Source organism: Vibrio harveyi NBRC 15634 = ATCC 14126 = KCTC 12724 (genome assembly GCF_001591145.1).
Taxonomy (GTDB): domain Bacteria; phylum Pseudomonadota; class Gammaproteobacteria; order Enterobacterales; family Vibrionaceae; genus Vibrio; species Vibrio harveyi.
In genome coordinates, this window is record NZ_BCUF01000071.1 from 1 (window position 1) to 17,568 (window position 17,568).

A 17,568-nucleotide genomic window follows, 5' to 3' on the forward strand; every position below is an offset into this window, starting at 1 on the left:
GACACCTTTATTTAACAGTTTGTATATAAACTTCTGCTGTTGAAAGTGATGCATTTATTGCACAAATCACACAAAACCGGAACAATCATGCAAATTCGCAATCGTTTGTGTGATTCATGTCGCTTACAAAAGCTACTGATAACTTTAGTATTTGCGCGAATCCAATTATAAGGTATGACATACCCATGAAATATATAAAAACACCTCTTGCTCTCCTCATTGGTGCGACCCTACTTACCGGATGCAATGACGATACTGAATATGTGAATGTTCAACCTAAAGAAGTAAAGATCGCCACTTATAACCTCTCTTTTGATCGCTATACTTTCGAAGCTCTTGTTGCAGAAATGCAAGTTGAACCAGCAAAACAAACTCAGCTCGTTACTGCGTACCTTGATAAATCAATTGCTGCGGAAGACAAAGCAATGGCTGAGAAAGTCATTCAGATCCGTAACGTAGCAGCAATCATCCAGAAGAACCGCCCTGATGTTCTGATGATGGCGGAATACAATAACGATGGCACTGGCGAAAACAAAGCCGCGCTAGAGGGCTTCCAGAAAAACTACCTTTCTATCGCACAAAGCCTTGAAGGTGCAGGCGGTAAAGCTGATCTAGAGCCTATCGAGTACCCGTACGCGGAGTCTTACTCGACAAATACTGGCTTAAATAGTGGCTTAGACTTAGATAACGATGGCGTAAAAGGCAAACTACCTGGTGACGCTTGGGGCTTTGGTAACTACCACGGTCAATACGCGTTCGCTTTAATGTCTAAATACAAAATCGACACAGACAACACACGTACTTTCCAAGAGTTTAAATGGAAAGATATGGAAGGCGCTAAGATCCCTACCATCACGCTATGCGACGACCCAAGCAAATTCCCTGAAGGCATGGACTGTGGTGACGATTGGTACACTGCTGAAGAGTGGGAGCAAATTCGTCTGTCTTCTAAAAACCACGTAGACGCACCAATTATCATCCCAACAGAAAAAGGCGATGAAGTTGTTCACCTGCTTATGTCACACCCGACCCCACCAGTGTTTGATACAGGTAAAAACAAAGTACAAAACGGTGCAGAGGTTGAGTTCTGGCATCATTACGTACAGGGTAAAGACTACTTCTACGATGATGCTGGTAAGAAAGGCGGTCTGGTAGAAGGTGCGAAGTTCGTCATGATGGGCGACCAAAACCTTGATCCATTGGATGGTGATGGCTTTAGTGAGATCATGCAAGCATTCCACAATGATCCATTAGTTAACCAAGACGTGATGAATGGCGAGCTTTACCCAACAAGCTTTGGCGCAGCAGAACACGCAGCGGACGACAGTTCTACTCACCCAATTCCAAATCGCATTACTTCAACATTTGGTCTAGGTGTTGACTACGCTATGCCATCAGCAAACCTAAACGTTGTGGATTCTGGCGTTTACTGGGCTGCATCTTATGAAGAAGGTCGTGAGCTATTTAACGATCCTCGCATTGGTGAGAAAGGGAGCGGTAAGGATGTTTCTTCTGACCACCGCATGATCTGGATTAAAGCTCAGTTCTAATCACGAACGTTTTAGAATTTAGTAACACAAAGCCTCGGTTTATGCCGAGGCTTTTTTATCGGGTCTCAAATTACCAGCGGTAAGTAACTGAAACACCGACATCTTCACTTGTCACCCAAGGCACGAGTTGAACATTCTCATCATAAGCATCTGTAAACACGTAAGCACTCAATGTGCCCAATGCAGCACCAGCTAACACATCTCGCCAATAGTGTTTCTTCGCCTCTACTCTGCCATAGCCGACTAATGTGGCAACACCGTATGCAGGTAAACCTGCTTCCCAACCATAACGCAAATAAAGAGTGGTAGCCGAAGCAAAAGCATTAGCCGTATGGTTAGAAGGAAAACTGTCGTTTCCGCTTTTATCTGGACGCTCAGCATCAATGGTGGTTTTACCAATTAAGCCAACACCAGACGCAGCACCAATACTAAAGCCAGCTTGCCAAAAGCCATCCCAGTCCCCTTTGTATACCGGAACAGCCGCCGCCGTTGCGACCAAGCCATACGCGCCAATATCGGTCAACACGTCCCAATCTTTCTCACTCATGGCATAAGTAGATTGGGCACAAAGAGTGGAGACTACGCCAACCAAACGTACAATTTTCTTCATTAATACAACCAATTAGATTTAAAAGTGCGAGCGAAAACTATCACAGCTCTCGCGATTGTTCGACTGCAAAGTGTAACAATTGAAGCGTGAATTGTTTGTGAAAGGAGAATCAATGACTGGACTGAAGGGAGTGACCGGAGACATAAAACGGGCAGTTACACACAAACTGCCCGTTTCGGATGTTTTACTTTCTGCGCTTGTAAACCACGCAGAAGTTGCCGCGCTTGGTGCGACACTTAGAGCAACGTTCGCAGTCCACTTCGGCGCGGTTACCGTCTTTCCAGCGCTTGATCAATTGTGGCTCTGCCAATAACGGACGAGAAAGCGCGAAGAATTGGATCTTGGTGTTTTCAGCCAAATCTTCGATCGCACAGAAGTCGTTTAAGCCACCTACGGTAATTACAGGTACGTTCACATCTTGGCTGATCACTTGACCGTATTCATGGAAGTAGCCTTCTTCTTGTAACGTGTAACCGTCGAACGATTCACCTACCATGGTGCTTGCGTTGCCATGAATGTTACCCGATACGATAATTGCATCCACGCCCACTTCTTCTAGCTTTTTACAAACAATGCGCGTTTCATCGAACGTCAAACCGCCATCGAAGAATTCCGTTGCTGTCAGTTTCACCAGAATCGGGAAATCGTCACCAACTAGCTTGCGTGTTTCGGCATAGATCTCCATAAGGAAACGCATGCGGTTCTCAAGGCTACCGCCGTATTGGTCTTCGCGACGGTTGTAGTATGGGCTTAAGAACTGGTTGATCAAGTACGTGTGCGCCGCGTGGATTTCTACACCATCAAAGCCAGAATCTTGTGCACGCTTACTTGCTTGTGCGAATGCTTTAACGATGTAGTCGATCTCATCTTGAGTCATCGCTTTGCCTTCCGTTTTGGTGCCGCGCTCTGGCACTTCACTTGGAGCAAAAATCACACGCTCGCCAACGTTGAATGTTGTTTTTGTGCCGCCGTAAGCGATCTGCATAACGATCTTAGAGTCATGCTCATGAACAAGGTCAGTCAGCTTTTTGTATTCATCGATGAAAGAGTCGTTGTAGATCCCCATCATGCCTGCGTTCGGCTTCTCTTCTTCTACGATGTTCGCGTAGCCAGTAACGATCAGACCCACTTCACCTTTGGCAAGTTCTTCATAAATGTCGTACAACTTCTCGGTCATGTGACCGTCTTCTGTCGCCATATTTTCCCACGTTGCACTACGTACAAAGCGGTTCTTTAGTGTCATGTTGCCAATGCGGGCTTCTGAAAACAAAATGCTCAAGTCCAGTCCTCTTATAATCTGTCTTTTTAGATGCATCACTACCGAGCAGGAACGAAAAAGGAACAGCGATACACAAAGCATGGCTGTTCCTTCTCTGAATTTCTGTTCAGTGCGATGAGCGACGCGAACCTTACCGCCGAAACTGCGGCAAAACTTTAATCTGGATTAAGGTTTGGTGAGATAGATCACCGATTCCGCATTCATTGGTTTTGTTCTCATCACTACTACTGATGTCATCAATCGTTAACTCAGATTTACTTTCCTTTAATGAATAAACGGCAATGGAATCAACTCTAAACCAAGCACGCCGCTGATGCTCATCACGACCAATAACGACACCTTAAACACCGCTTTGGACCATTGGATGTAGTTGTTGTAATTCACTTTTTGGAATGTCACTCGTGTCCACATAAAGCACACTGCTGCCGAGACCGCTAAATACTCGTAACCAGCTTCACCCAACATAAACAACCCAATAGCAACCACCCCAAAAGCCACCACATACGCTTTCATATGTTGATGTGCTTTGGTAATACCCTCTTTAACGGGAAGAACAGGAATGCCTGCATCGCGGTAATCTTGCATGCGGAACATCGCAATCGCGTAAGAGTGCGGCATCTGCCAAAGACAAAACATGATGAAGAGTAAAATCGCTTCTAAGCTGATGTAGTTCGTCACCGCAAGGTAGCCCACCAGCGGAGGAACCGCGCCAGAAATGCTGCCGACTAAGGTGCCGTAGACCGAATTTCGTTTGTACCACATGGTGTAGAAAAAGACGTAAAACACGTAGCCCAATAGAACAACCACAGCGGAGAGCGGATTCACCAATTGGAACAATAACGCTGTGCCGTTAAGCAGCAATACCAAAGCGTAAACAAACGCCGCATCGATGTTGATGTTTCCCATCACCAATTCACGGTTTTGCGTGCGCTTCATTTTTTGGTCGATATCGCGGTCGAAAATGTTATTCACCACGCATCCTGATGCAATCACAAGCCCCACGCCAACTAACGTTGTTAGCAACAACAGAAAGTTAGCGGGTTCTGATTTTGCGGCGAGGAAGAACCCCGCCGCAACAGAAATCAGGTTGCCGAAAATGATGCCCGGTTTAGTAATAGACAAATAACTTTTCAGCATACCCTAGCCTACAACTTCATGTTGACGTTCATGTTGTAGATGATCCAGATCGAGCCAGCGATCAGAATCAACACAACAATGGCGGTAAACATCAGTGACACCACGTTCCACTGACCTTCTGACGTTTTCACTTCCATGTGCAGGAAGTACTTAAAGTGCACGAAGATCTGCACAATCGCACAACCAAATAACACAGCATAAGTTGCGGTATCTGGCAGCACTTGCGCCCACACACAGTAGAAAGGAATCACGGTCAGGATCAGAGACGCAATAAAGCCTTTTACGTAATCAGAGGCACCTGTATCTAGATGTTGTTCCATTACATAACCCCCAATAAGTAAACGATGGTGAATACACAAATCCAAACGATGTCTAGGAAGTGCCAGAACAAGCTCAAGCACTGGAATCGCATCGACATGTTATCGTTCAAGCCTTTGGTGGACAGTTGGTGGTAGCATACGGCTAGCCAGATCAAACCAAAGGTTACGTGCAGACCGTGTGTTCCAACCAAAGTGAAAAACGCCGACAAGAATGCACTTTCTTGTGGACCGTAGCCTTCAACAATCAGGTGATGGAACTCGTACACTTCCATCCCGATAAAGCCAGCACCAAGTAAGAAGGTCACTTTTAACCAACGTTTTAACCCTGCAACGTCTTTGCGTTTCATCGCAATCATGCCGAAGCCAAACGTGATACTACTGAACAGCAGCAACATGGTTTCTACAAACACGAACGGCAGTTCGAAAATGTCTTTACCGGTTGGACCCGCAATAGAGCCGCTTTCTAGTACTGCGTAAGTCGCGAACAAGGTCGCAAACAATACACAGTCACTCATTAGGTAAATCCAGAAACCAAACAGCTTAATGCCAGCAGAATCGTGGTGATGATCGTGGTCGTGAACCGCAACATTAGCTTGCATAGGTCACCTCCAGATCGTCTTTTTTATCGTTGTCTTTCACTTCGTTTTTCTTCGCTTCTTCAAGTTGAGCTCGACGCTCCGCTTCAATCGCTTTGATTTCTTCTACTTCAACGTAGTAATCCACGTCGTCGTTGTAGCTGTGTTGGATACACGTAACGATAATGCCAACAAAGCTTGCTGCTGCTAGCCACCAGATGTACCAGATCATCGCGAAGCCAAATACCAATGCCCATGCAGAAACATAGATACCTGTTGGTGTGTTCTTCGGCATGTGAATGCGTTCGTATTCCACTTCTTTGGTTGGATCGAATTCACCACTCTGCTTTTGGTACCAGAACGCGTCTAGCACATCACCTTTTGGTAGGTGTGCAAAGTTGTAGAACGGCGGTGGTGAGGACGTCGCCCACTCAAAGGTACGACCGCCCCATGGGTCACCTGTTAGGTCTCGGTTTTGCTCGCGGTCACGAACACTCACGTAGATTTGAATGAACTGACAAACCACGCCAAGCGCAATCACTGCCGTACCCGCTGCAGCAACTGCCAACAGTGGGAAGTACTCTGGGTTAAGGTCTTGGCTTAGACGACGCGTCATGCCCATAAAGCCCAGTGCATAAAGCGGTAGGAACGCCATTAGGAAACCAACAATCCAGCAAATGAATGCACGTTTGCCCCATGTTTCGTTCATGGTGAAACCTGTCGCTTTCGGGAACCAGTAAGTGATTGCCGCGAAACAGCCAAATACCACACCACCGATGATTACGTTATGGAAGTGCGCAATCAGGAACACAGAGTTATGCAGAACAAAGTCCGCGCCCGGTACTGCCATTAGTACGCCCGTCATACCACCCACAGAGAAGGTAATCAGGAAGCCAACCGTCCACATCATCGGCGTGGTAAAGCGGATGCGCCCTTTGTACATGGTGAATAGCCAGTTGAAGATCTTCACCCCGGTAGGGATAGAGATGATCATGGTGGCGATGCCGAAGAATGCATTCACATTTGCACCTGAGCCCATGGTGAAGAAGTGATGCAGCCAAACGACGAACGCCAAAATCGTAATTACGATGGTTGCCCATACTAGCGAGGTGTAACCAAACAGCTTCTTGCGTGAGAAGGTTGCCGTTACTTCAGAGAACACACCAAAAATAGGCAAGATCAGGATGTACACTTCTGGGTGGCCCCATGCCCAAATCAAGTTGACGTACATCATTACGTTGCCGCCAAGATCATTGGTGAAGAAGTGCGTACCGATGTAGCGATCCAGCGTTAGTAGCGCGATGGTTACAGTTAGGATTGGGAATGAAATGATGATTAGGATGTTGGCACACAGGGACGCCCACGTGAACACTGGCATCTTCATCATTGGCATAGACGGCGTACGCATGCGCAAAATAGTTGCAAAGAAGTTCACGCCCGTCAGCGTGGTGCCGACACCGGATATTTGCAGCGCCCATATCCAATAATCCACCCCAACTCCGGGGCTTGCCTCAATACCAGACAGCGGCGGATACGCCAACCAACCAGTACGACCAAACTCACCCAAGCCAAGTGACATGTTAGTGAGGATCACGCCCACAATAAAGAGCCAGAAACTCAGGTTGTTTAGATAAGGGAACGCCACATCACGCGCACCAATTTGCAGCGGAACGATGATGTTCATCAAACCAATCACCAACGGCATTGCCACGAAGAAAATCATGATTACGCCATGGGCAGTAAAGATTTGATCGTAGTGATGTGGTGGTAAATAACCGCTCTCGCCTGCCGCAGAAAGCAGTTGTTGGCTACGCATCATGACCGCATCAGCAAAGCCACGAATCAACATCACCATTGCCACAGCGATGTACATAAAGCCTAGTTTTTTGTGGTCTACCGAAGTAAACCATTCATTCCATAAGTATTGCCACTTACCCGCTTTGGTTATCGCCGCAACGACAGCCAAACCAACGATCGCGATCACCGCTAGAGTGACGACAATAATCGGCTCGTGATAAGGGATTGATTCAAGTGTTAATCTTCCAAACATTGCGATTATCCTAGATTTTCCGGCAAACAGTTCATTGAACCCGGATGCTGGGTCACGACGTCGGTGAACAAAAATGGTGGAATACTAGAGAACATCTTCACAGGCTCCGCCACCGTTGGTGATGCAAGCGCACGGAATTGCTCCCAGTCTTCGATTCGATCAGGGCTGGCTTTCACTTGCTGTACCCAATTTAGGAATGCAGTGCGATCTTCCATTGCTGCTGCGGTAAATTTCATCTGCGAGAAACCCTTACCGCTGTAGTTAGAAGCAAAGCCTTTGTAATCCCCTGTGTGGTTCGCAATAAGGTTTAACTTGGTCACCATGCCTGGCATCGCGTAAATCTGAGTACCGAGACGCGGGATAAAGAACGCGTTCATGATGTTGTCTGAGGTCAGTTTGAACTGAACCGGAACATCTTTCGGAAACGCCACATAGTTCACTGTCGCAATGTTCTCTTCTGGGTAGATGAATAGCCATTTCCAGTCGAGTGACACCACCTCAATGGTGATGGGTTTGACGTCACTTGCGATGGGCTTGGATGGTTCTAACTCGTGAGTAGAACGCCAAGTGATGGTTGCCAAAATCGCGATGATGATGATTGGAATCGTCCACACCACCACTTCGATCTTGGTCGAGTGCGCCCACTCTGGAGCGTATTCCTCGCCAGTGTTCGACTCTCGGTAGCGGTAAGCAAAATAGATTGTCATAAGAATCACGGGGATCACGACAATCAGCATCAGTAAAAGCGCTGTAATGATCAGTTCTTTTTCCTGAACGCCAATGCTACCTTTCGGGTCAAGTAGAGCAGAGTTACACCCTGAAAGCATAAGAATGGTTCCTGCCAAACTTATCCTCGCTAAGATGCGTTTGTATCTTGAAGCTTCCATTAACTTTCTCGATGGTTAGCCAACAACAGAGCAAGCCCTGCGATTGGTTGTCTTGGTCATTAGAATATTTTTGTGTTGAGCTTGTGCAGCAATGGACTTCTTGGTGGGAGGTATCAAGTTGCTTGATGGTTAAAACCACACTCACAACGTGAGTTTATTGTTACACTTTGAAATACATTGTTACATTCGAGCGCATTATGCGGAGGGAAAAAGGAAAGCTCATTAGCCACAGATGGAAACTAACGTTCCATTTATGAAAGCCAATATTGATAAAGGAATAGCAAAACAGGTGCGCAACATTAACGTACTACAACGTATATCCTTTTCTTTACAGTAACTTAAGCAACCCAAACGAGAAGAGTAATCAGTTGCGTATTCGGTGCGAGAGTGTGAGCTACATTAGAAAGTGCGAATTAAGGAAAGCGTGACCAGTATCATAGTTATGAATTCACATACTATTTACATGGCATTTCTTCAGAAAATGATTACTTAGACAATTTAATTTACCAGATTAATACCAAATGCTTTTTAAGAGTGATATTTGGTTCAATTGTTAATCGAATGAACTCACTAAAACGAAACGAGCGCTACTTAACTAGCGCTCGCTACCAGAAACCAATGGCTCAATACTACATTCTCATTCCGCCATCCACTTCGAGCACTCGCCCTGTGAAGTAGTCGTTTTCAAGAATGTATTTCACGGCATGAGCAATCTCACTCGTCTCTCCCATCCTACCGACGGGTATCATCTTTTGCAGTCGGTCTATGGCTTCTGGTTTCATTTGATCTGCCATCGCAGTTTTGACGACACCGGGCGCAATGGCCGCAGAGCGAATGCCATATCTGGCGAGTTCTCTTGCCCATGTTGTTGCCATGGTTGCGACGGCAGCTTTCGATGCAGAGTAATTGGTTTGTCCAATATTGCCCGCTCTCGCCACGCTGGAGACGTTAATGATGGCGCCTTTCGAGCCACTCTCGATCATTTTGACTGCCGCTTCTCGACCACACAAGAAGGTGCCCGTGACATTCACGTTCATCACTAGGTTGAACTGCTCAAGCGACATCTTGGTGATCTCACCATCTTTGGCTTTGACTAATAACCCATCTCGCAAGACGCCAGCGTTATTAACTAAGCCATTTAGCTGCCCAAAGTCTTGAAGAATCTCATTAAAGGTATCCTCCACTTCAGATTCATTGGTGACATCAAGTCGATAGATCAATGCTTTGGCACTGAGCATCCGGCATTGTTCTTGGGTATTCAGCAGTCCTGTTTCGTTAACATCAAGCAATGCTAAATCCGCGCCCGCTTGAGCAAGGCTGACCGCCATCATCTGCCCTAACCCTTGCCCCGCACCTGTGATTGCAATGACACTGTTTTTTAAATCCATATCTGTACTCCATTACTGGATGACTTCCATGCTTAAAAGCTTGTCTAGAAAAAACTGTTTGCCTAGAACCTATTTACTTAGAAACTATCGAGCTCATCCAGATAAGGTGAATTGCAGTCGTAGCCTCGCCGACACCGTCATTCCCTACAGCGAGGAACGAGCGTGATAGGGAATCTCGCTTTTAGCCCTTCTGGTTCTTATAGAATTCAAACAAGCTTGAAAAGTCGAGTTCTGCATGACCTGCCGCGTTATGGAATGCATAAAGATTGCGAGCCAAAGAGCCCATAGGAACAGAAGAGTTGGTTTGCAGCGCCGCATCCAATCCTAAGCCAAGATCTTTCAGCATCAACTTGCTCATAAAACCGGGATTGTATTGATTACTCGCTGGCGCAGAATCCATCACACCGGGGCATGGGTTATAGAGCTCCAGCGCCCAGTTTCGACCAGAGCTTTGCAGCATGATATTGGATAAGACTTTCGGGTCGAGACCATGGTCAATACCAAGATTGAGCGCCTCGCAGGTTCCCGACATCAAAATTCCCAACATCAGGTTATTACAGATTTTTGCCATCTGACCGTCGCCCGCTTTACCAGCGTGGAACACGTTCTTACCCATGTATTGCAAGATCGCATTGGCTTTAGAGAACGCTTCATCCGAGCCACCAACAATAAAGGTCAGCGTTGCTGCTTTTGCGCCTGCTACACCCCCAGAGACGGGAGAATCGACAAACAACAATCGTTTGTTCTGAGCTTCGTTCGCCACCAAGCGAGCAGAATCTGGATCGATGGTCGAACAGTCAATCAGTAATGCGTTGTCCTGCACAATATTGAGCAGACCGACACCACCGTGTAAATCCCCTAAGTACACCGCGCGCACGTGTGCACCTGCTGGTAGCATGGTGATAACGGTTCCTGCGCCATCTACGGCTTCTTCTAACGTGCTAGCAACCACCGCGCCAAACGGTTCAAGTTGCTTCGCCGCGTTCACATCCACATCGAACACTTGCACGTGAAACCCTGACGCCAATAGGTTTTGTGCCATTGGACTGCCCATGTTGCCCAAGCCAATAAATGCAATGGTACTCATGTTGTTTCTCCTTATTTTCCTAGCTGTGCAAGTGGATGTTCCTCTTCTGACCAAAGAGAAGTGAACAAGGTATCGATGACGCTCTCATCGACTTCACTGACGCTGTTAAACATCCATTTTGGATTGCCATCTTTATCAACTAATCGAGAGCGCACGCCCTCTTCAAACTCACCAAGTAATGCGCTGCGAACTGACAAGGTTAGCTCTAGACGGAAACAATCCGCCAATGACAAGCGGTGGTACTCTTTGACTTGTCTAAAACAGATATGTGCGGTGATCGGACTGCCCGCAACAAATGATTTTTGTGCGTTCTCAAGCCATTGAGTCTCGCCTTCCATTGCTTGAATACGTTGGGCAATCTGATTTAAGTCATAGCCTTTGCAGGCTTCTTTAATTTGGTCGAGATAAGGGCAAATCTGAGTTGTCGGCTTACTGTCGATGACTTGATCTTCCATCAACTGAAGTACCGCACTGACAAGCGATTTGGCATCGGCTGAACCCCAGTCGACTTGCTTCAGCTCTTCTAACAGTGCCGGATATTGCTCTTCCAACAGCAACCATTCTGCCAGCCCTATAGTGACAGCGTCACTTGAATTCACCATTGCGCCAGTCAAACCAAGGAACAAACCTACCTCTGGGTCGATTTGACTTAAGAACCAAGTACCACCTACGTCTGGGTAAAGCCCGATATTGATCTCTGGCATCGCGAGACGAGATTTAGGCGTGACGACTCTATGGCTGGTGCCCATAAATAAGCCCATGCCACCGCCCATCACAATGCCCTCTCCCCAGCCAATGATTGGCTTTTGGTAGGTATGAATTAGGTAATCACATTCGTATTCGAGCGAGAAGTAGTTAGAACAGAACTCGGCAGTCTCTTCTTTGCTTTTCTCGTGCATGACGTGGTACATGGTTCGTACATCGCCCCCTGCACAAAACGCTTTCTCACCCGCGCCATTGAGGATGACACACACCAAATCAGGGTCATCTTGCCATTCGATAAGTTGGTCGTTGAGCTCTGCCAACATGTCGTAAGTCAACGCATTCAAAGAAGCCGTGTTGTCTAACGTCGCGATACCAATTCGGTGCACGCCGTCTAAGCAATCTATTTCGCTAATGGTTACTTTCCCTGTCATGCGACCTCCTATTGATTCTTCCAGTTGGGTTTACGTTTTTCTAAGAAGGCACGAACCCCCTCGGTTTGATCTTCGGTATCGAATAAGTTTAGAAACAGTTCTCGCTCTTTAATCAGACCATGTTTGAGTGGCGCTGAACGCATGTTTTGGATAAGCGCTTTACATGCGGTTACCGAGGACGGCGATTGATTGGCAACCGATTCTGCAAGCTCAATGGCTTTATTCAGCGCTCCACCTTTTTCCACCACTTCTTCTGCTAACCCGAGTTCTCGCGCTTGCGCGGCACCGACTTGTTCACCGCACAATATGATGCGTTTCGCCCAACCTTCACCGACCAACGCGGTTAGGTTTTGCGTACCACCAGCACAAGGCAATAAGCCCACTTTCGCTTCTGGCAGTGCCAGTACGGCTTGCTCTTCTACCACACGAATATCACACGCCAATGCGACTTCTAATCCGCCTCCCATGGCGTAGCCGTTGATGGCTGCGATGGAAACCCCTCGAAATGCAGAGAGCGTTTCAAAGGCTTCACCAAAGATACGCGCCATTTCTAACGCAACCGCTTTATCGCCATCAGCAAACAACTTGAGGTCTGCACCTGCAGAGAAAAACTTCTCACCATTCCCTGTGAGCACTAGAGCGTAAACGTCTTTATTGTCGTTTAGCGCCAGCACTAGCTCTTTCAATGCGGTTAAGCTTTGGGACGTCCAAGTGTTGGCGGGCGGGTTGTTCATGGTCACCACCGCAACATGATTGCTGATGGTATGTTGAATCGCTTGTTGTTCTGTTAGTGACATATCTCTGAATCCTTTCTTGATGAAAATGACCTGAGCTTTACGGATAAAAGCAGAGCTTGTCGGCTGCACTTATAGCAATGCGGACTCTTCTGCGAGCAATCGACGCGCGATGATCAACCGCATGATCTCGTTAGTACCTTCCAAAATCTGGTGCACTCGAACATCACGGAAATAGCGCTCCATTGGGTATTCTTTGATGTAGCCATAGCCACCGTAAAGTTGCAGCGCTTGGTCACAGACTTGAAAGCCGACGTCGGTTGCAAAGCGTTTTGCCATGGCACAATAAGTCGTGGCATCTGGGTCACCTCGGTCTAACTTGCTAGCGGCGTACCGTACCAGTTGACGGGCAGCGACAAGCTCGGTTGCCATGTCTGCCAGTTTGAACTGCAATGCTTGGAATTGAGCTAATGATTTGCCGAACTGTTTACGTTCTTGCATGTACTGCGCCGCTTGATTCAACGCTTGCTGAGCCGTACCGACAGAACAGGTAGCAATGTTGATGCGTCCGCCATCCAAACCTTTCATGGCGAACACAAACCCTTGCCCCTCTTCACCGAGCAAATGTGAGGCAGGAATAGAAACATTGTCGAAAGTCACCGCGCGTGTAGGCTGACTGTTCCAACCCATTTTCGGCTCTTTACGTCCGTAGCTAATCCCTTCTGCATCGGCGGGGACAACAAACGCGGATACACCTTTCGCGCCCGCATCGCCGGTTCTCGCCATCACGACTAAAACGTCGGTATCGCCTGCACCGGAGATAAAGGTTTTGCCACCGTTGAGTATGTAGTTATCACCTTGCTTAATCGCAGACGTCGTTAAAGATGCAGCGTCCGAGCCTGCGTTTGGTTCGGTTAAACAGTAAGATCCAAGAAATTCACCCGTAATAAGTTTTGGGCAAAACGTGTCTTTCACTTCTTCGGTCGCAAAGCTCGCAACCATCCAAGTCACCATGTTGTGAATGGTCATAAATGCGGTGGTCGATGTGCACCCCATCGAGAGTTGCTCGAAGATGATAGATGCATCCAAACGGCTCAAGCCCAAACCACCCTGTTCTTCTGGTGTGTAGAGGCTCAAGAAGCCAAGCTCTCCTGCCTCTCGTAGAATGTCTTTCGGGAAGATTTGTTTCTCATCCCACTCTGCTGCCATTGGCGCTAAACGCTCTGCCGCAAACTGCTGAGCCGTGTCGGCAAACATACGTTGATCTTCGTTGAGTTCAAAATCCATATGAGCTCCTTACTTCGTTAGCGCAAGTTAATGGTGAGGTTTGGACCGGTTGGGATGTCGTCGTCAAACCAACGAGCCGTCACGGTTTTGGTCTCGGTGTAGAAGCGCACCGCTTGTTTGCCATAGGCGTGCAAATCACCGTAAAAACTGCCGCGCCAACCCGTAAACGAAAAGAATGGCAAAGGCACTGGAATCGGCACGTTCAAACCTACCTGACCGACTTGAATCTCATGTTGATACTTTCTCGCCGCCGCACCATTCGCAGTGAAAATGGAAGTGCCGTTGCCGTATGGGTTGCGATTCACGAGATCTATCGCTTCTTGTAACGTGTCGACCTCAATACACACCAAAACAGGTCCGAAGATTTCTTGGGTGTAAATCGACATCTCGGTAGTGACGCCACTGAATAAAGTCGGACCGACCCAGTTACCTTCTGGGAAGCCTTCCACTTCACATTGGCTACCGTCAAGTTCACACACCGCCCCCTGTTGTTTGCCTTCTTCAATCAAACCGAGCACACGCTGTTTTGCTTGTGCACTGATCAAAGGTCCATACGCGGCATTCTCATCATCCCAAGCACCCGGATGCACTTTCGCCATTTCTTGCTTTAGGTCGGCAATCCACTCTTTCGAACTGCCTACAAACACAGCCACGGATATCGCCATGCAACGTTGCCCAGCCGCACCAACTGAAGAACCAACTAAGTTGTTCACCACTTGGTTTTTGTTCGCATCTGGCATTACTACCATGTGATTTTTCGCGCCAGCAAAGGCTTGAACGCGTTTGAAGTTCTGCGTGCCTGTCGTATAGATATATTGCGCTACAGGCACTGAGCCCACGAAAGAAACCGCTTGGATATCGGGATGTTTCAGCAACAAGTCGACCTGCTCCTTACGACCGTGCACGATTTGCAGCACACCTTTTGGTGCGCCAGCTTCTTCAAATAACTCAGCCAAGCGAATGGACGTGAGAGGCACTTGCTCAGAAGGTTTAAGGACAAAGGTATTCCCGCTAGCAATAGCAATCGGGAACATCCACAAAGGGATCATGGCGGGGAAGTTAAATGGCGTAATACCGCAGCACACCCCAAGCGGTTGAATCAGCGAGTAGCTGTCGATATCTGTAGCAACATTCTCGACGGTTTCTCCCATCATGTTGCTGGCAATATTGGCAGCTTGCTCGACCACTTCGATACCACGCCACACATCCCCTTTTGCATCCGCAAAGATCTTGCCCGTCTCGTGAGACAGCAGCGTCGCCAATTCATCATGATGTTCTTTCAGTAGATGTTGGTAGCGCAGCATTAAACGCGCCCGCTCAGACACGGCGACATCTTTCCAACTGGTAAAGGTGGCTTTTGCACTCTCAATTGCAGTGTGCATCTCTTCATCCGTTGCGCACGGCAAGCGCGCAATCACATCATTGGTGGCAGGGTTTGTCACTTCTACCCAATCCGTTGCTTGAGATTCACGAAACTCACCATCGATGAATAAGGGAACCGTGCGAGTCATAATCTAGTCCTTCTTTACGTTATACGATAATTGGAATTAAAGCGGTATCTCGATACCAATAGCAGTGGCTTCACCACCACCGATACACAGTGATGCAATACCTCGCATCACTTTTTTATTGTTGTTGTCGCCATCTACACCAAGCGATTGCAGTTGGCGTAGGCTATGAATGAGGGTTACTAAAATACGAGCTCCGCTTGCGCCAATTGGATGCCCAAGCGCACACGCACCGCCTTTGATGTTTACTTTGTCTTTATCGATACCCAATTGGCGTACCGCGATTTGCGTAACAACGGCGAAAGCTTCGTTGATCTCCCAAAGATCGACCTCGTCTACTGACCAATCGAGTTGAGATAACAACTGCTCTATTGCAAAAACGGGCGCGAGGGTAAATTCGGCGGGCTTTCTAGCGTGAGTTGAGTGCCCCTTGAGGATTGCTAGTGGCGTTAAACCTTGATGCTGTGCGACCTGCGAGTCCATTAACACCAAGGCTGCAGCACCATCGGATATCGCACTTGAGTTTGCAGCAGTCACTGAGCCGTTCTTATCGAACGCAGGTTTGAGTTGAGGGATCTTGTCGAGCTTGATGGAGCGTGGATGCTCGTCATAATCCAATGTTGAAGTGCTATGACGAGTCGTGATTTCTATCGGCGAGATTTCATCGTCAAACAGACGCTGTTCTTGCGCTTCCAATGCTCTTGTCGCGGATAGGATTGCCCATTCGTCCATTTGTTCACGAGTAAACTCCGAGCGTTCAGCTGTTTGCTGAGCATAGACTCCCATCAAATGCCCTTCATACGCATCTTGAAGACCGTCGAGAAACATGTGGTCATAGGTAGATTGGTGACCCATTCGCATGCCATTACGTGCTTCTTTAAGCAGATACGGCGCATTGGTCATGCTTTCCATACCACCAGCAATGGCGCTGCGAATGCTGCCCGCTTTGATAAGGTCGTGAGCCAGCATGACGCTTTTCATGCCAGAGCCACACACTTTGTTGATGGTGGTACAGCCTGTCGTCAGCGGAAGATCTGCACCTAGTGCTGCTTGTCTGGCTGGTGCTTGCCCACATCCCGCAGGTAATACGCAGCCCATATAGACTTCGTCGACGTCGCTAACCCCGCTCACATCCATTGCCGCTTTGATAGCAAATGCCCCTAGTTGAGGCGCTGAATAACCTTGTAACTGACCTTGAAAGCGCCCGATTGGCGTTCGCTTTGCACTGACAATCCAGATGTCGTTTCCCATGATCTCGTCCCTTCTGACGATAATTCACAGTTCACGAACTCATCCCTCACACCTGCTACCACGGAGCTTTCACACAGAATGTGGTGTCACTCCAGCCTCTCATAAAACGATGAATTTTCGCACTGTGATTTCTTGACGTTTACGTAAGCATAGCACTAACATTTACGTTAACGTAAAGAAACACATTAATAACAACACAATTTTACTCTCCTGCTTTTAGCTAGCCCGTTTAGTTCAAGGCTTGAAGGGATTTTAAGAAGCCAAAACTATTCATTAGAGGGATAAACCGAGTGGATAAATTCAAGATAAGTGACCTCGCCAAAGAGTTCGACATCACGACCCGAAGCATTCGTTTTTATGAGGATGTCGGGCTGATAGAGCCGGAACGAAAAGGCAATATTCGCGTATATCAACGCAGAGATAAGATCCGTCTCAAGCTGATTTTACGTGGTAAGCGATTGGGCTTTTCGCTTGCGGAAATTCGAGAGTTGTTCGAGCTTTACGATACCCAACAAAGCGATGGTCAGCTGCTTAAAATGCTAACCATCATTGATGAAAAACAAGCGCACTTACAGCAGCAACTGGATGATATTAGCGTTGTAATGAACGAGCTAGAAACCGCCAAAGAGCGGTGCAAACAAGCGCTGAGCGACAATAAAACTAACAGCCAATAACTAAAAACTTGTAACGACCAAAACAAACAAGAATAACCATAATTTCCAAGCCCAAGCAGTGTAACTCGAACCTTATTTGTACTAGGGTCTGTTGA

Annotated in this window: 16 protein-coding genes; 2 read left to right on the forward strand and 14 right to left on the reverse strand. The window is 47.5% G+C overall.

What is annotated here, in order from left to right; all coding sequences use genetic code 11:
• Window positions 1-185: 185 nt before the first annotated feature.
• The gene (locus VHA02S_RS22930) at window positions 186-1,550 is read left to right on the forward strand and encodes an endonuclease/exonuclease/phosphatase family protein (protein ID WP_038898711.1); all 1,365 of its coding nucleotides are present in this window, start codon (window positions 186-188) and stop codon (window positions 1,548-1,550) included.
• 70 nt (window positions 1,551-1,620) lie between these two features.
• Here VHA02S_RS22930 and VHA02S_RS22935 read toward each other — a convergent pair whose 3' ends face one another.
• From VHA02S_RS22935 to VHA02S_RS23000, 14 genes are all read right to left on the reverse strand, one after another.
• Window positions 1,621-2,160, reverse strand: coding sequence for a phosphatase PAP2 family protein (locus VHA02S_RS22935; protein WP_009701640.1), 540 nt, complete (start codon window positions 2,158-2,160; stop codon window positions 1,621-1,623).
• 184 nt (window positions 2,161-2,344) lie between these two features.
• The gene (locus tag VHA02S_RS22940; protein ID WP_038898712.1) at window positions 2,345-3,439 is read right to left on the reverse strand and encodes an NADH:flavin oxidoreductase; all 1,095 of its coding nucleotides are present in this window, start codon (window positions 3,437-3,439) and stop codon (window positions 2,345-2,347) included.
• 264 nt (window positions 3,440-3,703) lie between these two features.
• Window positions 3,704-4,576 (reverse strand): heme o synthase, encoded by an 873-nt coding sequence (gene cyoE, locus VHA02S_RS22945; RefSeq protein ID WP_005451612.1) that lies wholly within the window; start codon window positions 4,574-4,576, stop codon window positions 3,704-3,706.
• Between the two features lie 8 nt (window positions 4,577-4,584).
• Complete coding sequence (gene cyoD / locus VHA02S_RS22950) at window positions 4,585-4,896, reverse strand: cytochrome o ubiquinol oxidase subunit IV (RefSeq protein WP_005443825.1); 312 nt, start codon at window positions 4,894-4,896, stop codon at window positions 4,585-4,587.
• Window positions 4,896-5,495, reverse strand: a complete 600-nt coding sequence (cyoC, locus tag VHA02S_RS22955; RefSeq protein WP_005451611.1) for a cytochrome o ubiquinol oxidase subunit III — start codon at window positions 5,493-5,495, stop codon at window positions 4,896-4,898. Before cyoC ends, cyoD begins: the two co-directional genes overlap by 1 nt.
• Window positions 5,485-7,521, reverse strand: coding sequence for a cytochrome o ubiquinol oxidase subunit I (cyoB, locus tag VHA02S_RS22960; RefSeq protein ID WP_038898713.1), 2,037 nt, complete (start codon window positions 7,519-7,521; stop codon window positions 5,485-5,487). Before cyoB ends, cyoC begins: the two co-directional genes overlap by 11 nt.
• Before the next feature lie 5 nt (window positions 7,522-7,526).
• Window positions 7,527-8,408, reverse strand: a complete 882-nt coding sequence (cyoA, locus tag VHA02S_RS22965) for a ubiquinol oxidase subunit II (protein WP_078609229.1) — start codon at window positions 8,406-8,408, stop codon at window positions 7,527-7,529.
• Between the two features lie 629 nt (window positions 8,409-9,037).
• Entirely contained in the window at window positions 9,038-9,796 is a 759-nt protein-coding gene (locus tag VHA02S_RS22970) for an SDR family oxidoreductase (protein ID WP_038898714.1), read from the reverse strand.
• Between the two features lie 181 nt (window positions 9,797-9,977).
• A complete protein-coding gene (mmsB, locus tag VHA02S_RS22975; protein ID WP_005451602.1) occupies window positions 9,978-10,883 on the reverse strand; it encodes a 3-hydroxyisobutyrate dehydrogenase in 906 nt (301 codons plus the stop codon).
• Between the two features lie 11 nt (window positions 10,884-10,894).
• Window positions 10,895-12,019 carry an enoyl-CoA hydratase/isomerase family protein gene (locus VHA02S_RS22980; protein WP_038898715.1) on the reverse strand — a complete coding sequence of 375 codons (1,125 nt, stop codon included), beginning with the start codon at window positions 12,017-12,019 and terminating at the stop codon, window positions 10,895-10,897.
• An 8-nt stretch (window positions 12,020-12,027) separates the two neighbouring features.
• Window positions 12,028-12,816 carry an enoyl-CoA hydratase gene (locus tag VHA02S_RS22985; protein WP_020197246.1) on the reverse strand — a complete coding sequence of 263 codons (789 nt, stop codon included), beginning with the start codon at window positions 12,814-12,816 and terminating at the stop codon, window positions 12,028-12,030.
• Between the two features lie 69 nt (window positions 12,817-12,885).
• Window positions 12,886-14,040, reverse strand: coding sequence for an acyl-CoA dehydrogenase family protein (locus VHA02S_RS22990; RefSeq protein WP_038898716.1), 1,155 nt, complete (start codon window positions 14,038-14,040; stop codon window positions 12,886-12,888).
• A gap of 17 nt (window positions 14,041-14,057) precedes the next feature.
• A complete protein-coding gene (locus VHA02S_RS22995) occupies window positions 14,058-15,551 on the reverse strand; it encodes a CoA-acylating methylmalonate-semialdehyde dehydrogenase (RefSeq protein ID WP_038898717.1) in 1,494 nt (497 codons plus the stop codon).
• 36 nt (window positions 15,552-15,587) lie between these two features.
• Complete coding sequence (locus VHA02S_RS23000) at window positions 15,588-16,799, reverse strand: thiolase family protein (RefSeq protein ID WP_038898718.1); 1,212 nt, start codon at window positions 16,797-16,799, stop codon at window positions 15,588-15,590.
• A 290-nt stretch (window positions 16,800-17,089) separates the two neighbouring features.
• Between VHA02S_RS23000 and VHA02S_RS23005 the strand changes: the two genes are divergently transcribed.
• Window positions 17,090-17,473, forward strand: coding sequence for a MerR family transcriptional regulator (locus VHA02S_RS23005; RefSeq protein ID WP_009704658.1), 384 nt, complete (start codon window positions 17,090-17,092; stop codon window positions 17,471-17,473).
• Window positions 17,474-17,568: the final 95 nt, after the last annotated feature.

Coding starts and splice junctions, on each gene's coding strand:
- cyoC (WP_005451611.1), bottom strand. CDS start 5,495: ATGCAAGCTAATGTTGCGGTTCACGACCACGATCATCACCACGATTCT.
- mmsB (WP_005451602.1), bottom strand. CDS start 10,883: ATGAGTACCATTGCATTTATTGGCTTGGGCAACATGGGCAGTCCAATG.
- VHA02S_RS22990 (WP_038898716.1), bottom strand. CDS start 14,040: ATGGATTTTGAACTCAACGAAGATCAACGTATGTTTGCCGACACGGCT.
- VHA02S_RS22985 (WP_020197246.1), bottom strand. CDS start 12,816: ATGTCACTAACAGAACAACAAGCGATTCAACATACCATCAGCAATCAT.
- VHA02S_RS22995 (WP_038898717.1), bottom strand. CDS start 15,551: ATGACTCGCACGGTTCCCTTATTCATCGATGGTGAGTTTCGTGAATCT.
- cyoD (WP_005443825.1), bottom strand. CDS start 4,896: ATGGAACAACATCTAGATACAGGTGCCTCTGATTACGTAAAAGGCTTT.
- cyoA (WP_078609229.1), bottom strand. CDS start 8,408: ATGGAAGCTTCAAGATACAAACGCATCTTAGCGAGGATAAGTTTGGCA.
- cyoB (WP_038898713.1), bottom strand. CDS start 7,521: ATGTTTGGAAGATTAACACTTGAATCAATCCCTTATCACGAGCCGATT.
- VHA02S_RS22930 (WP_038898711.1), top strand. CDS start 186: ATGAAATATATAAAAACACCTCTTGCTCTCCTCATTGGTGCGACCCTA.
- VHA02S_RS23000 (WP_038898718.1), bottom strand. CDS start 16,799: ATGGGAAACGACATCTGGATTGTCAGTGCAAAGCGAACGCCAATCGGG.
- VHA02S_RS22935 (WP_009701640.1), bottom strand. CDS start 2,160: ATGAAGAAAATTGTACGTTTGGTTGGCGTAGTCTCCACTCTTTGTGCC.
- VHA02S_RS22980 (WP_038898715.1), bottom strand. CDS start 12,019: ATGACAGGGAAAGTAACCATTAGCGAAATAGATTGCTTAGACGGCGTG.
- cyoE (WP_005451612.1), bottom strand. CDS start 4,576: ATGCTGAAAAGTTATTTGTCTATTACTAAACCGGGCATCATTTTCGGC.
- VHA02S_RS22970 (WP_038898714.1), bottom strand. CDS start 9,796: ATGGATTTAAAAAACAGTGTCATTGCAATCACAGGTGCGGGGCAAGGG.